General features: G+C 58.4%; 10 protein-coding genes and 3 pseudogenes. 6 read left to right on the top strand and 7 right to left on the bottom strand.

Features of this window, described 5'->3' with window-relative positions; translation table 11 throughout:
- Window positions 1–90 precede the first annotated feature (90 nt).
- A complete protein-coding gene (locus ACQZ5N_RS11895; protein WP_448732990.1) occupies window positions 91–1,020 on the top strand; it encodes an AraC family transcriptional regulator in 930 nt (309 codons plus the stop codon).
- 56 nt (window positions 1,021–1,076) lie between these two features.
- On the opposite strand, the gene ACQZ5N_RS11890 is transcribed toward ACQZ5N_RS11895, so the two are convergent.
- The 3 genes from ACQZ5N_RS11890 to ACQZ5N_RS11880 form a co-directional block, all read right to left on the bottom strand.
- Complete coding sequence (locus tag ACQZ5N_RS11890) at window positions 1,077–1,640, bottom strand: flavin reductase family protein (RefSeq protein WP_448732989.1); 564 nt, start codon at window positions 1,638–1,640, stop codon at window positions 1,077–1,079.
- Window positions 1,641–1,651: 11 nt separating this feature from the next.
- A complete protein-coding gene (gene fdxA, locus ACQZ5N_RS11885) occupies window positions 1,652–1,987 on the bottom strand; it encodes a ferredoxin FdxA (protein WP_080819016.1) in 336 nt (111 codons plus the stop codon).
- Window positions 1,988–2,091: 104 nt separating this feature from the next.
- Window positions 2,092–2,691: a superoxide dismutase gene (locus tag ACQZ5N_RS11880; RefSeq protein ID WP_448732988.1), complete on the bottom strand. Its 600-nt coding sequence runs from the start codon at window positions 2,689–2,691 to the stop codon at window positions 2,092–2,094.
- 303 nt (window positions 2,692–2,994) lie between these two features.
- On the opposite strand from ACQZ5N_RS11880, the pseudogene ACQZ5N_RS11875 reads away from it, so the two are divergent.
- From ACQZ5N_RS11875 to ACQZ5N_RS11865, 3 genes and pseudogenes are all read left to right on the top strand, one after another.
- Window positions 2,995–3,132: pseudogene (locus tag ACQZ5N_RS11875) on the top strand (DUF6862 domain-containing protein); the annotation flags it as partial.
- A gap of 12 nt (window positions 3,133–3,144) precedes the next feature.
- A pseudogene (locus ACQZ5N_RS11870) lies at window positions 3,145–3,657 on the top strand (DDE-type integrase/transposase/recombinase); the annotation flags it as partial.
- A gap of 64 nt (window positions 3,658–3,721) precedes the next feature.
- Window positions 3,722–4,174 (top strand): NUDIX hydrolase, encoded by a 453-nt coding sequence (locus tag ACQZ5N_RS11865; RefSeq protein ID WP_448732987.1) that lies wholly within the window; start codon window positions 3,722–3,724, stop codon window positions 4,172–4,174.
- Window positions 4,175–4,293: 119 nt separating this feature from the next.
- Here the strand turns inward: ACQZ5N_RS11865 and ACQZ5N_RS11860 are convergent, their stop codons facing one another.
- The gene (locus ACQZ5N_RS11860; RefSeq protein WP_448732986.1) at window positions 4,294–6,306 is read right to left on the bottom strand and encodes an ankyrin repeat domain-containing protein; all 2,013 of its coding nucleotides are present in this window, start codon (window positions 6,304–6,306) and stop codon (window positions 4,294–4,296) included.
- A 266-nt stretch (window positions 6,307–6,572) separates the two neighbouring features.
- On the opposite strand from ACQZ5N_RS11860, the gene ACQZ5N_RS11855 reads away from it, so the two are divergent.
- Entirely contained in the window at window positions 6,573–7,319 is a 747-nt protein-coding gene (locus tag ACQZ5N_RS11855) for a hypothetical protein (protein WP_448732985.1), read from the top strand.
- A gap of 301 nt (window positions 7,320–7,620) precedes the next feature.
- Window positions 7,621–7,860: pseudogene (locus ACQZ5N_RS11850) on the top strand (ABC transporter ATP-binding protein); the annotation flags it as partial.
- A gap of 42 nt (window positions 7,861–7,902) precedes the next feature.
- Here ACQZ5N_RS11850 and ACQZ5N_RS11845 read toward each other — a convergent pair.
- The 3 genes from ACQZ5N_RS11845 to traA all read right to left on the bottom strand — a co-directional run bounded on the left by ACQZ5N_RS11845 (window position 7,903) and on the right by traA (window position 13,178).
- A complete protein-coding gene (locus ACQZ5N_RS11845; protein WP_080830066.1) occupies window positions 7,903–8,598 on the bottom strand; it encodes an RES family NAD+ phosphorylase in 696 nt (231 codons plus the stop codon).
- A complete protein-coding gene (locus tag ACQZ5N_RS11840) occupies window positions 8,595–8,984 on the bottom strand; it encodes an antitoxin Xre-like helix-turn-helix domain-containing protein (protein WP_448732984.1) in 390 nt (129 codons plus the stop codon). Before ACQZ5N_RS11840 ends, ACQZ5N_RS11845 begins: the two co-directional genes overlap by 4 nt.
- 456 nt (window positions 8,985–9,440) lie before the next feature.
- Window positions 9,441–13,178, bottom strand: a complete 3,738-nt coding sequence (traA, locus tag ACQZ5N_RS11835) for a Ti-type conjugative transfer relaxase TraA (RefSeq protein WP_448732983.1) — start codon at window positions 13,176–13,178, stop codon at window positions 9,441–9,443.
- Between the last annotated feature and the right edge of the window lie 378 nt (window positions 13,179–13,556).

Here is a 13,556-nt window from a genome sequence, read left to right as displayed (position 1 = left end):
TAGGTCTCCTTTGTTGATGGGCAGGAGATAGACGGTCCGGAATGGATGATATATGCTCAAACAACTGTTATTTGTTATTGATCGTCCAAAATGGATCCTTTGAGCGATATCGTCGACCTCTTGCGACCCAGCGCCGCCGTCTCGAAGCCGATTTCCGGCAAGGGCAGATGGGGAGTGCGCTATCGCGCCCATGACGCACCGGGTTTTGCGCTGGTTCTGGCCGGGGCGGCCTGGGTGATGATCGAAGGCCGGGAGCCTCTCCGGTTGGGACGTGGTGATTTCCTGCTTTTGCCCACAACGCCCGCTTTTTCGCTTTGCAGTGAGACCGACGTCGAATGTGTTCCGGTCGAACCGCAGGATCGGCCCGTCCGCCATGGCGAACAGGAGGGTATGCCCGAGTTTCTCGCGCTGGGCGGAAGCTTCACGTTCGAACGTATCAACGCTTCGCTTCTCCTGTCGCTCATGCCCAGTCTGATCTACGTGCCTGCGGCGGAGAAGGGGGCATCCCGGCTGGCGCGTCTGATCGAGCTATTGTCTGAGGAATGCGCAGGCGAAGATCCGGGCAAGGAACTGATCATCCGGCGCATGCTGGAGGTTCTTCTGGTCGAAGCGCTGCGCCGGCCGGATGCTGGCAATGCGGCAATTCCTGCAGGACTGGTGAAGGGAATGCGTTTGCCGGGGCTTGCGCGTGCCTTATCGGCCATGCATGCGAATGTCCGTGTGGGCTGGACGGTTGCGGAACTGGCGGGGATCGCCGGCATGTCGCGCTCCGCATTTTCGGCGCGCTTCCTTGAAATGGTGGGCTGCGCGCCGATCGAATATCTGGCCCGCTGGCGGATGGCGCTTGCCAGAGATGCCCTCATGCGCGGCGTAAAATCGCTCGATCATATTGCCGATGAAATCGGTTATGAATCCGCCAGCGCATTCAGCACCGCTTTCCGCAGGAGAATGGGCATTGCGCCGGGAAGCTTTGCCCGGGCACACAATGACGGCCGCCACCATTCTCCGGTTTCCCTCTAGCTGTTGGCATCATGGCAACGATGAGAGCCTTTTCCGGCGACGAAGAGGAAGCAACCTCAGCCGCCTTCATTCGTGCCGGTGTAGTCCCGCTTGTTCCAGAGCAGGGCCTTGCGCAACAGATCGGACGTCGCTTCGACGATGGCGCCGACGAAGAGGATGTGATCGGCGGCGTCGATGGATCCGACGAGTTCGCAATCCATGGATAACAGCGCCTCGGCAAGCCTTGGGCTTCCCGAAGGCCAGACATCCCAGCCGCCGACGGAAAACCGGTCCGGCAGGTTTCCTTTGCCGGCAAACACGTCGGCAATCTCCTCCTGCCCTCTGGCCAGTGCGGCGACCGAGAAGCGCCGGCTTGCGGCGATGAGATCGACCATGCGGCTGCTGGCGTCAATGGAGACGATCAGGAGCGGCGGCTCCGCGCTGAGCGGCATGAAGGAGGTGATCGTGCGCCCGATCCGCTCACCCGCATGGGCGGCGGCAGCCACCGCGACGGTGAAGGTGAGGCCGGCCATCGCATCCTTGAACTCACGCGGTGAGATCGTCGTGGAGGTGGAGGCCCTCAGCGGAATATGCGCGTGATTGACGACACCGCCATCGATCAGCCTGAGATTATGAGACATGACGTGCCGGGCTAACCGCCCGCTCCCGGATTTTTCGAAAAAATGGACATTTTTGCCGCAGCGCCATTCATGATGTCGGCATTGTCAGGCGGTGACTTTTTCTGGTGCACGCGCGGCCAGATGTCGGAATAGTGGCGGTTGAGGTCGAGCCAGACATGCAGCCCCGCTTCGGTATCCGGCCGGATCGCGGCGGCGGGACATTCGCCCTCGCAAATCCCGCAGTCGATACATTGATCGGGGTGAATGACGAGCATGTTCTCGCCTTCATAAAAACATTCGACCGGACAGACTTCCACGCAGTCCATGTATTTGCAGGCGATGCAGTTTTCGGTGACGACATAGGGCATGGGAATGCTCGAATGGAGTTGCAGCCGGACGGCGGCTGTCCGGCTGCGCCTGATCCGGCCAGCCGCCCAGGGCAGCGGGACCGGCCGGATCGGTGGGGCTCAGATCAGAGACGGGCGGCGACTGCCTGCCAGTTCACCAGATTGTCGAGGAAGTTGTCGACATAGGCCGGACGCTTGTTGCGGAAATCGATGTAATAGCTGTGTTCCCACACATCGCAGCCGAGAAGCGCCTTCTGGCCGAAGCACAGCGGGTTGACGCCGTTTTCCGTGCGGGTGACCTTCAGCGTGCCATCGGTATCCACCACCAGCCACGCCCAGCCCGAACCGAATTGCGAGGCACCGGCAAGCGCGAAATTCTGCTTGAACAGCGCGACCGAGCCGAAAGACTGCGTCAGCGCATCTTCCAGCACCTTCGGGATCGCATGATTTTCCGGCCCCATGATTTCCCAGAAGAAATTGTGGTTCCAGTGCTGGGAGGCATTGTTGAAGATGCCGGACTGCGCCACCGCGCCCTTCTCATAGGTGCCCCGCACGATGTCCTCAAGGCTACTTTTCTCCCATTCGGTGCCTGATATCGCCTTGTTGAGATTATCGACATAGGCCTTGTGATGGAGATCGTGATGAAACTTCAGCGTCTCCTCGGACATGCCCGAGGGAGCGAGCGCATCATGGGCATAGGGAAGGTCGGGAAGCTGGAAAGCCATGGGGTGTTCCTTTGTCACTGTTTGCTCAAGAGCAAGTAAAAAAGCCTTGCGAAAACAAGGTGACAATATATCTAGAACTTCAACCTTGGTTGAGGTCAAGCAGTTTTTTTGGCGCGGTCGAGAGAGGTGCGCCGTCGGGCAGGTTTCGTCATTCCAGCCCGCGGGCGGCGGCTTTAGTTTGCCTTGGGTTTCGCGCCCTAGAACTTTTTGCTGACGCCAAGTTTCGCGCCGGCCGATGTTTCCCCATCACCCTCGAAGTTGAGAAGCAGTGCTGCATCAACCGACCAGTTTTCCACCGTCCCCATGGAAACACCGGTTGTGATGGAGCCAGACGCTCAAATCGCAGCGCTACAGGAGCAGATCGGCTATTGGGATAAACTTGATCCGCAACGCGATACGGTTCTTGCGGATGCCTGCAACGCGAACCGAACAAGTCCGGCCTGCGTTGCCGCAATTATGCGCTCCAATCTGCGCTGGTGCTCGGACGGTCTGGAGTTCACCTGCTGGAATGGCGAGGTCATTCGTCTCGCCTTCATCATCGACGCCTTCGACCGCGAGATCATCGCCTGGACGGCGGTTGCCAATGCAGGCATTTCCGGCTCAGACGTGCGCGACATGATGTTGGAGGCGGTCGAGAAACGCTTCAGCGCAACCCGAGCCCCGCAAGCAATCGAGCATCTCTCGGACAATGGTTCAGCTTACACCGCGAGGGATACGAGGTTGTTTGCCCAGGCGCTCAATCTGACGCCCTGCTTCACGCCGGTGGCCAGTCCGCAATCGAATGGTATGTCGGAAGCGTTCGTTAAAACCCTGAAGCGGGACTATATCCGCATCTCCCAGGTTCCCGACGCACAAACAGCGCTCCGGCTCATCGACGGATGGATCGAAGACTACAACGAAATCCATCCACATTCCGCGCTCAAGATGGCTTCCCCTCGGCAGTTCATCAGGGCTAAATCAAACTAGCCGTCTTGTCCGGTGAAATGGGGAGCACTCCACGGGATGGACGAGATTGCGACAGGCGGAAAGAATGACAACCACCTCAAAATCCAGTGTAATCCGTATCAAAGCTCTCGGCCTACATTGGCGAGGTCCCAGGCTCTTGGCATTTGAGGTTTACGACCACGAAGGACGACTAAAAGGCGTTCGTCCGCTGGGCGGTAGCGTCGAGTTTGGCGAGTCCGCAAAAGATGCAGTTATCAGGGAGTTCAAAGAGGAAATCGACACTGATGTTTCAGTACTCGCAGGTCCTTTGGTGGTTGAGAATGTCTTCTTCCATCAGGGTGAACGCCGCCACGAAATCCTGTTCATTTTTGATCTCGCGTTTCCCGAAGGAGCGTTCGAGGGCCAAGAACGAATTAGATTTCAGGAGGATGATGGTACCTTGATGATCGCAGCCTGGTATGATCCGAAAGAGCTGGATATCGAAGGGAAGCCGGAGCTTTACCCCAAAGGTCTTAAATCTCACCTCATCAGTCGATGATACTGCTGGCGCGCCACGAGCACTCGCATCTTGACGGCAAGCTTCGAAACGGCAAACGCTACCTTGTCGGTGTGAAGGTAACCGCCCTTACGAACAATCCTGGAACAGCTTCATCTCGTTCAGCCAAGCAAGGAACGGATTTCGTCCAATGATCCTGGCACAAGATCGACCGGGCGCTTGCCATCCTTATCGCGGACGAGGCGATCGGCACCTCGGTCCAGCAACAATGCAATATCGTCGACCACTTCTGTTCTTTCGGCGGCCTTGTGAAGCACGGTCCTGCCCTGATTGTCCTGCGCGTTGACGGGAAGGCCAAGTGAAAGCAACAGGTCCAACATGGCAACTTCGTCCTCGAAGGCGGCACGCACGCTCGTCATCTCGAAGAGATTGTGAAGAATCGTTCCGCCATCTGGCATGCGTTCATTCGGATCGAGCCCATAGCCTTGCATAATCCGAAAACTTGCGACTGTGGTGGAGTAACAGAGGGCGCTCCGGCCATCGCGATCGCGCTTGAGTGGATCGGCCTTGAGCTCAAGCAGAGCCTGTACCCCGTCCAGCCGTCCCAATCCTGCAACAGTCAGGGCCGATTGCAGTGGCGTGCTGGCACGACGATCCACGTCGTTATCGAGCGGTGGGGCCTGAAGCGCGTCGATCTCCGCGCCATGAGCGACGAGCAGGTGAATTTTCGCGACCGAATTGCGGAGGGCGATATGCAATGGAGCACTTCCGTAGGCATCGCGTGCATTTGGATTGGCGCCGGCTTTGAGAAGGACACGCGCGTCATCTTCTTCCGCCCACATCAGCATGGTCATGCCATTGTCCCACGGCGCGTCGACTGTGGCGCCGGCTTCAAGGAGCGTCCGCAGCATTGCGAGATAAGTTGGCCTGTCCAGCCAGGCGGCGAGTTGCTGCTGAACAAGCTTCTCCTGGACCGCATGCATCTCGCGCTCTGTTTGCGTCGTTGCCAACTTATCGAGACCCCAGTCTTTACGAAGCCGGGTTTCCAGTTCGGATCTTGTCCGGGCTGTTGTTTCGCTGCGACGGGTCACAAGTAAATGCAGCGGCCAGAAGCGGTCGTCCTTCCAGCCATCGATTCGGGCTCCTCGCTCAATCAACCATTCCAGAGTTTTGGGGGACGCGGTTTGAACAGCATCGCCAGTAACAAGCCGTCGGGTATTCAGTGTAGCCCCGTGATCGAGCAAGGTCTGTGCCAGGCCGATGTGGTTCGCTTGAACGGAATAAGTCAGGGGCGTGGAAAACTCGTCGTTCCAGGCCATGTTTTCCATGAGCCAGTCAGGATTGGGAACGACATCGGGCCGTGCGCCCATTCCGAGAGCCACAATTGCTGCGGCGACATTGCCGGAGCGCGCGGCGTCGAGAAGTTGGCGTTCTGCGGCTGTTTCTTCAACAATCGCCGGAGGAGGCTCGTCCGCGCGGACGTCGTCCCTTGCGAGCCAGGCAAGCCACTCCTGGCCGCCAGTACTGTCGGCCTTGATGTAATAGGTCTTGTTCGGCTCTTCCCATGATCCGAATTTTCCCCATGAAGCCCACTCCGTACCGGCAAAGCCAAGCTTTGACATTTCGGTGATGAAGGCGAAAAAGTCTGGCGCAAGCGCCATGCCGTGGAGAGTCTGCAATTCATGGCTGAAATAGCGGACCGGCTGCGGGCCGTCCTCGACGGACATGTCGATCGTCAGCATGTCGCCGTTGACCAGACTGTAGAAAGGAAACTGGCTCTCCCACATTTCGGGCGTATTTGGCGCTTCCGAACGATCCTTGCTTGCCAGCGCATTTTTCCATCCAAGGAAGTTCGGGATCGCGTGCTGACGTATGTGCTCGATGCTCCAGACTGCCGACCGGTTGGCACTCATATTGGGCAAGCCCAGTTTTTCGAGGGGCTGGAGATGCGGCGGAATATACCAACCGAACTCAACGTGTCTGGAGTAACCGGTGAGCAACTCTCGAAGCTGGGGAGGGAAGTTCAATCCGTGATGCGTTTCAATGGACGTCAAGTCGATTGCTGTGGCGGGTGGCGAGATAGAGAGAGGCGTCAGGGACCAGCCTCTGCGCCTGGCGGTCGCCTCCATCCAACGCCAATCCCTTTGCCATTGCTCCCAGAGCGCTTTTGCCATCTGTCTCTCATTTTGCCGGGCAAGACAAAAATCTGCTGGAAGCAACGCGAACGTGGCCCCTGCCAGGAACGCCCGTCTCCGAATAGCTGTCATTGTTACCCCGAATTTCTGCAACCCTCGCTGCCGCCAATGTAGCGCGGAGAGGAGGAAATGCAAAACGCTCAGCTACGACATCATCGTTGTCGGAAAGCCTTTTAATAATTTCAATAACTGGTTGTGAATGGATTGGTTGTAACGCCAACGCGACTGTATTCGAGGCATGACACATGGAAACCATTGTTGGTATTTTATCTCATCCAATTATCAACGGGCTCATTCTTGGTCCGGTAATCGGGCTCCTCCTATCGTACTTTTTTATGCCTCCCAGTGCCGGAAATAACATTGGAAACCAGTACTTCAATGTGACCCATGTCGTGAATAATTACTACGGCACGAATAGCGCACAGAGCACTGATGCCTTCATTCCGGTTTGCGTGGTTGTTTCCTTGCTCGCGGCTGGCCTAGTCTATCTGTATGTCGTATTCGCATATCTTGCTATCACGATCCTCACGACAGTGGCGGCAGGGGTCGTAGTGATGTGCGTCGTCGGTGCGGTCCGTACCCGGGAAATGTGGTCTGTTTTTTTCGTGCCAGCCTTCATTTCGGTAGTCAGCGTCCGTTTCTTGCAAATTGCGTGGGAAAATCGCCAGACCCTGCGGTCGTTTCATTTGCCAGGCAAATTTGTCGAGCTCCCAGGAATTCTTTTGCAGCCTGCAGCAACCTGGGCGTTACTTCAAGCATCCGGAATTGTCGCTGTCGCCATCGTAATTGTCCATGCGGCAGTTTTCGTCAGCTATTATCTGCTAGGTGGGAACCGCTCGGGCCCGCGGTTCAATTGGCAAGTGCGATGGTTGAATATTGTACGGCGATTTTGTGGCGCCTTTGGCGCTTTTATGCTCGTATTTATGTGCGGGGCGGCATGGCTGGCTGTGTCGGGTACTGCTTTCCGTTACATAACCAGCGGAACGTTTTGACACTCAGTCACCATAGCCACGCTATTAAAAAGAAACCCTCCGGCGGGGAGGGTTCGAGCGTAGCCAACCTTACAGTGCTGCAAGGAGGGATGGGCGGAGGGGAAGGTCCGTCCGGCTTATGAATGCGCGGAAGGACGAACGGTTCCTCGTCTCGCGGAATATTTGTGCGTCGCTCCCGTCGGTCTGTTGTTCCGACCACGTGGTTTCAGGATGGAGGCAGGGCGTAAGACATTTACGGCTCGTCATTCACGAACCCCGGGAACTGCCCCGCAACTCACAACCGTAGCCCAAGCCCTTTCGTCAATCCGAGACCGCCATTCAGGAGAAGCTCAATCTTGTGATGGAGGGCAAAACGGTCATTGCCATTGCCCATCGCCTGTCGACCATTGCACGGATGGACCGGATTATCGTGCTGGATCACGGCCGGATTGTCGAAGAGGGGCGACCAGACGAACTGGTCGAGCGCGATGGTTTATTCGCGCGTCTCTGGAAACGCCAGATTGGTGGGTTCATTGCCGAAGGTGAGTGGGTGACGTCGTAACCGGCAGTCGACCATCCCGCGGAAACCCGTGCTTTGTCGCCGCTACGAGATGGCGACGATCGAATAGTCCGGTGTGCCTTGCCAGCTCAGATCCCAGGACGCGCCGGGCCGGACGTTCTGGACAGCCCCCGGATCGAAACAAACCAGGCAGTTTCCGACGGGCGCACGGACGGAGGGATAGATGAGGCCGCGGCTTCCATCTCTTCGCAACCGGGCGGCCAGTTCCTGTCCCTCGAGATAGCCAACCTCCGGGTCCGGGTTGAGCGCGGCGTGTTCGGGTTCATCGGTCAGGTCGTCGAATTCTCCGATGAAGTCGGAGATCAGTTCGACATAGCGGGCGCTGTCATGGAACGATCCGGTGAAACGGAGCTCGCGGGTTCTGTGCCATGCGACCTCCGCAACCGATACCATCACGTCCCAGGCGCAATACCATGCACCGCGATCTTCGGAATTGAAGCGGTTGCCACCTGTCCGCGTATAGGTGAAGGCGGCATTGACGTGCGTGTCGCCGTAGATCCTGAGATCACGGTTGCGCCGCCGCCAGGCGAGCTCTCGCGGATCGAGATGCGGATTGCGGCCGCGCTCGGCGAGCAACCGGGCGCTGGTCAACCCCTCGATCTCGGCAAGGACCTCCAGTTCCTCGTCGCTGTCGACCAGACCGCGAAGCGCCGGCGGCTTGTGGTAGGTCGCGGGCAGCAGGCGAACCAGTCCCCGAACCGACAGTTCGGTTTTCCTCATGCGCCGCCCCGCAGCGCGTCGAGATAGGTTCGGATCGCCAGAATTTGCGGGAGGCCGCCATCGATGGCGGTGTCGACCGGCCGCGCGCCGCTGAAGAGCGGGCCCGTGTTCGGGCGCGTGAACCAGCTTCCAGAGAGTTGCTCAGAGAAGTAAAGTTCGAGCGACTTGTAGATCCCGATCACGGCACTGAGGCGCAGCAACTGGTCCTTCGTCAATTCGCCGGTAAACCCCGGTTTGCGCGCGCGCTTCCATGTGCTCTCCGACATGTCGGCGAGGCCCGCTGCTTCCCTGAGGCTCAGCGACCATGCATCGGCGACCTTGGCATAGGCCTTGAGTGCAACGGCATTGAGTTCCGCGGGTTTGTGGGACTTGACGGCGATTTGCATAGTGGCCTCCTGATAGTCACAATATAGATCATATGATCCGAAAGTAAAGATCATATGGCCTGAAATTTGATCGGGAAGTGGCTTCCGCTGCAAGAGCTTTGGCTCCTGCTTCGATAATTGCGTCCTGGACAAGAGAGCAACGCGCGCATGCTCGCGCCGGAATGGGTGGGCGAGCTGCATTGTGGCCAGTATTTGCAACGAGGCCGTATGTCCCGGGCTTTCCGCATTTTCGGAGGAGGTCCTTGCAAAGACGACTGACATCTTCCAGCCTTTCATCATCGGTGTGTATTCGATTACATCGAGATGATATGCAACCCGAAACGCAAACAGGTCAGAAACGGAATGCTCTCTCCGGTCGCGACGGGGCAGGTCCATCGCGCCGCCCAGGAGATTTGGAAACGCGGCGGACTTTCAAGGGTGACCGCTATCAAACACTGCTGTCGTCGTCAGCTCCTGCTATCTGCTCAATCCAGGCCCCCGAGACCGGGCAAGCTGCTGTTTCAACGCGTGGTCATGGCTGAACTCGGCCATGCGCGTTCGGTTCACGATACTGGCGGTAATCTGGATCTGCTCAGCCTGCTTTGCGAGCTCCGGGCGTGCAGCGATCTCCTCGGCAATCCTGCGAGGATCGGAACTACCAAACCGCCGCGCGATTGCTTCGGCTATCAGCCTGGCCTCATCGAGCGCGGCTCGGCCCTCATGTGACGATCGCAGCTCTGTGACGAGCTTGTTTCGCCTCTCGACCGGCATCTTCTCCATCTTGGCAAGGATTTCGGCGCTGCGCCGCGTGAGGTCTGGCACTTCGATCCCATCGCGCTGTTCGCGCTGCCATTGTTCGCTCTGACGTTCTTCGCCAAGCCGGCGCTCCCATGCCTCGGAGACATGGCCAATATGGGCAGAGAGAGACCTGGCATATTGCAGCGCCTCCTTCCGCTCCTTGTTGTTTCCGAACAGACCTGACTTGCCACGTAGCTCCCCGAAGCGCTCTGGCTGCTCGACCATGGCCTTCGCCATGATACTGCCGTTGCCTTCCTTCTCGGTCATCGCGGTGCGCAGCCTAGCGGCGACGTCCACCGGATCACGGAACACGTGCCGCGCTACAGATTCCACCGTGTCGAATCGCTGATCGATGATGGACATCGCTCTTTCCCGAGCTATTTGTTCGATGCTGCGTTCGTAGCGAATGATCGTCGGCACCAGCGGATTGGGCTTACAGGGTTCCAGCGGCGATTGCTGGCCGGCAACTCCTGTGGGGGCAGGGACGGCACCGTCTTGCGACATGAGATCGGACCACCGGATGCGGCGATATCTTTTGTTGTCCTCCGTCCTGTCGTCCTGCCGTCCGTCATCGATATTTCCGGCGAACTGATTGCGACGATTTTCGCGGCGAACAGGGCCGGCCAGATCGCCTGCAGGTTCCTCGTAAACATGCCGACGCTCTGATGGCCGGCCCTGTTGCTCCCGCACCGGATGGGCCGCACGGGCCAAAACCTCTTGACGCTCTTTTTGGGCGGTAGCAAGTTCGATCTCGCTCCTGACCCCGAGCTGCTCCGCTATACCCCGCCGCTCGGCAAAGTCCCTGATGTAATCCAGCGTGGTTTCTTTCGCGCCGGAACGCGACAGGCGGTTTTCTAACTGCTGGTAGGCCAGTTCATCACCCTTGACGACACGCCACGCATTGCGCTCGACCTGCGTGCCGTCCGGAAGCGTGACAGGCGTGGCGCCTTCATGCTGCAGTCCGATCCTGTCTCCGATCTCTGGCGATGCATCTCGCATGGCCCGCTTGAGATCAACGCCCCACACTGTATGCCGCTCGCCCTTGTCATTCTCCAGCGTCACAAAATAGTTTTCTCGCGCCTGACGATTATGTTCGTAGGGCGCAACGCCATGGTCAACCAGCCGGCCGGCCTTGGTGAACTCCTGGCTGTCGGCATAGAGCTGCACGCTGTCGCGGTGCCTGGTCATGGCGACATAGGTCAAATGTCGATCCATGGTGCTGGACGCCAGCACAAAGGCGCGATCGACCGTCGCACCCTGGTTTTTATGGATCGTCGTCGCATAACCGTGATCGATCGCCTGATAGCTGTCCGTGGGAACGTTGACACTGTCGCTGCCTCGACCATCGAGCCGGGCGATAATCTTGCCCTTTTCGACATGCTCGACGGTGCCAAGCATGCCGTTTTTTACGCGGAGGTCGCGGTTGTTTTCGAGGAAGATGATCCGGTCACCGGCGGCGAAGGCGCGTTTGCCGTTATTGGTCTGGAAGGTTAGTTCACGACCGTCCTCACCATTCTCACGGTCCCCACCGGCGTTCGGCCCGTGGCTGCGCTCCAGCCTTTGTCTGTTCTGAAGTTCGGAACGGATGGCAGCATTGAGGGCGCGTACATCGGCACGGCGATGCGCCATGGCAACCCGGGTGCCATCGGCACGCTTCTCACTGTCGGCAACATAATCATGCACGATCTGCGCCATCGCTGCGTCGCGGCTTTCCGCAAAGTGGATGTCGCCGTGATCCCGGTAGGCGGCGAGGCCCTCGGCCGTCTTATGGGTCGCAAAGGCAACCGATGCCTGTCTCTGCCAATCATGGCGCTGGCGGCGAATGTCGGAAAGTTCGACATGGCCAATCTGCTCGGCAATCGCCCTGAAGGGGGCGCCGGCCCCGATCGCCTGCAGCTGCTCATGGTCGCCGACGAGAACGATCTTTGCGCCGCGCTCTTCTGCTTCTACGATAAAGCGGGCGAGTTGCCGGCTCCCGACCATGCCGGCCTCGTCGATGACGAACACGTCACTGCTGCCGATCATGCCCCGGCCGTGGTTCCAACTGTAAGACCATGACGCCAGGGTGCGGCTCGGGATGCCAGAACTTTCTTCAAGACCCTCGGCAGCCTTTCCGGCAAGCGCCGCGCCATGGACCTGATAACCTTGAGCCTCCCACGCCGCACGCGCGGCTGCCAGCATGGTGGACTTTCCCGCACCAGCGAACCCGACCACGGCCGTGATGCCTTCAGGACCGGTAACATGTTTTATCGCGTGACGCTGTTCGTCCGACAATCCCGCTGACGGATCGCTCGCAGCAAACGGTCCGCCGGAGCTTTTCCGGATAGAGCGATTCTGCCTCTCGATTGCACGCGCGACATGGCGAGGATCGACGCCATGGGAATGCGCCTGATGCAACCGCTTCGCCGACCGCGCCATTGCGAGTTCCAGATCGATCATGTCCCGCGTCGAATAGCGCGCATTGCACACGTTGCCTGTCTCAGGATCGATGCGCTCAGCCTGAAGCTCCACGAGCGCTGGTGATGTCATGACAGCCGCGAAAGCGTTTCGGAATGTCTGTGCGTCATCGTTGATATAGCGATGCAGGGTCCTGGCGATATCGTGTCGATCGAACACGCTCTTTTCATTGCTGATCAGCAACAAAACCTGTTCCGGTTTTTGGCGGATCAGCTCGGCATTTCGCCGTGCTGCCTTGTCATCCAGCCGGCCGCGCTCGACTGCCATTCCTCGCCGTTCCATCTGAGAGGCATGCACGCCCATATGCCCGGTCGGCGACAACTCGAGGCCGCGTTGCGCATGTGAGCGATGATCGATGCGGATATCCAGGCCTTCGCGTTGAAGCTGACGGATGGCGATGCCTTCCCATGATTGCCTGATATCTTGAAGCTGCATGTCGGTTGTCGCCATACCATTTGCCAACAGCCGTGCGTTCTTGTGCTCAAGACGGGTCTTCTCGCCAAGGCCGACCCGGCGAACCTCTCGCGTCGTCATCAGCACATGCGCATGGTAGTTCCGGATGTCACCATGCTCGCCTGGCGAATGAATGGCAAAATCCACTGCCGCGCCATAGCGGTTTGCCAGATCCTGGGCAAAGGCGCGCGCAGCCTTCAGTCGCCCTTCTGGCGAAAGCTCACGCGGAAGCGCGATTTCGAATTCGCGGGCAACGCGGGCATCCTTGCGCTTTTCTGCAAACTCGGCAGCGTTCCACAAAGCCGAACGATCCAAAGCCCAGTCGGCAGAAAGACCTTCCGGCAGCACGATCTCTTTATGCTCCACGCCCTCTTTGCGGGTAAAATCATGAACAAGGCCATCGCGCTGATTGGTGAGGAGAACCGCGCAACGGTAGGCGGCAGATGCCACAGCGCTGCGGCCAGATGACCGCGAGACCGGTTTGGTGCTCAGATGATAAATCGCCAAACGAAATCTCCGGTTCTCAACGGGGAAACCCAGCGCTTAACTGCGCTGCAAGTCGTAAGTGCGCCCTTGTCTGTTTACCGGTGGCGAGGCTAGCAACATCGAACAGGCATTTCGACTACTAAAAGTAGTAGTCGCCAAGTGGCGATTGCTCGTGTTTGAATAGGGGACAAACGCATCAATCCGGGGAGGGCGATAGGCGCAGGCTGATCGAACGACTGATCAGGGACAAGGGACAAGGGTTGCTGTACGAGCGGAGGAAAACATTGCAGGCGCGGCTCGACAAGCAGGAGCGGGCGCAGGCAACGCGCGGTGGATAGTTCGGGAGACAGGCATTCGATTGGTGGCTACCAAAAATCGGAGTTTCAAAGAAGTTTACAA

The organism is Agrobacterium sp. 22-221-1 (assembly GCF_053522445.1).
This window is presented reverse-complemented; position numbering and strand designations above follow the sequence as displayed.

Coding starts and splice junctions, on each gene's coding strand:
- ACQZ5N_RS11895 (WP_448732990.1), top strand. CDS start 91: ATGGATCCTTTGAGCGATATCGTCGACCTCTTGCGACCCAGCGCCGCC.
- ACQZ5N_RS11890 (WP_448732989.1), bottom strand. CDS start 1,640: ATGTCTCATAATCTCAGGCTGATCGATGGCGGTGTCGTCAATCACGCG.
- fdxA (WP_080819016.1), bottom strand. CDS start 1,987: ATGCCCTATGTCGTCACCGAAAACTGCATCGCCTGCAAATACATGGAC.
- ACQZ5N_RS11880 (WP_448732988.1), bottom strand. CDS start 2,691: ATGGCTTTCCAGCTTCCCGACCTTCCCTATGCCCATGATGCGCTCGCT.
- ACQZ5N_RS11865 (WP_448732987.1), top strand. CDS start 3,722: ATGACAACCACCTCAAAATCCAGTGTAATCCGTATCAAAGCTCTCGGC.
- ACQZ5N_RS11860 (WP_448732986.1), bottom strand. CDS start 6,306: ATGGCAAAAGCGCTCTGGGAGCAATGGCAAAGGGATTGGCGTTGGATG.
- ACQZ5N_RS11855 (WP_448732985.1), top strand. CDS start 6,573: ATGGAAACCATTGTTGGTATTTTATCTCATCCAATTATCAACGGGCTC.
- ACQZ5N_RS11845 (WP_080830066.1), bottom strand. CDS start 8,598: ATGAGGAAAACCGAACTGTCGGTTCGGGGACTGGTTCGCCTGCTGCCC.
- ACQZ5N_RS11840 (WP_448732984.1), bottom strand. CDS start 8,984: ATGCAAATCGCCGTCAAGTCCCACAAACCCGCGGAACTCAATGCCGTT.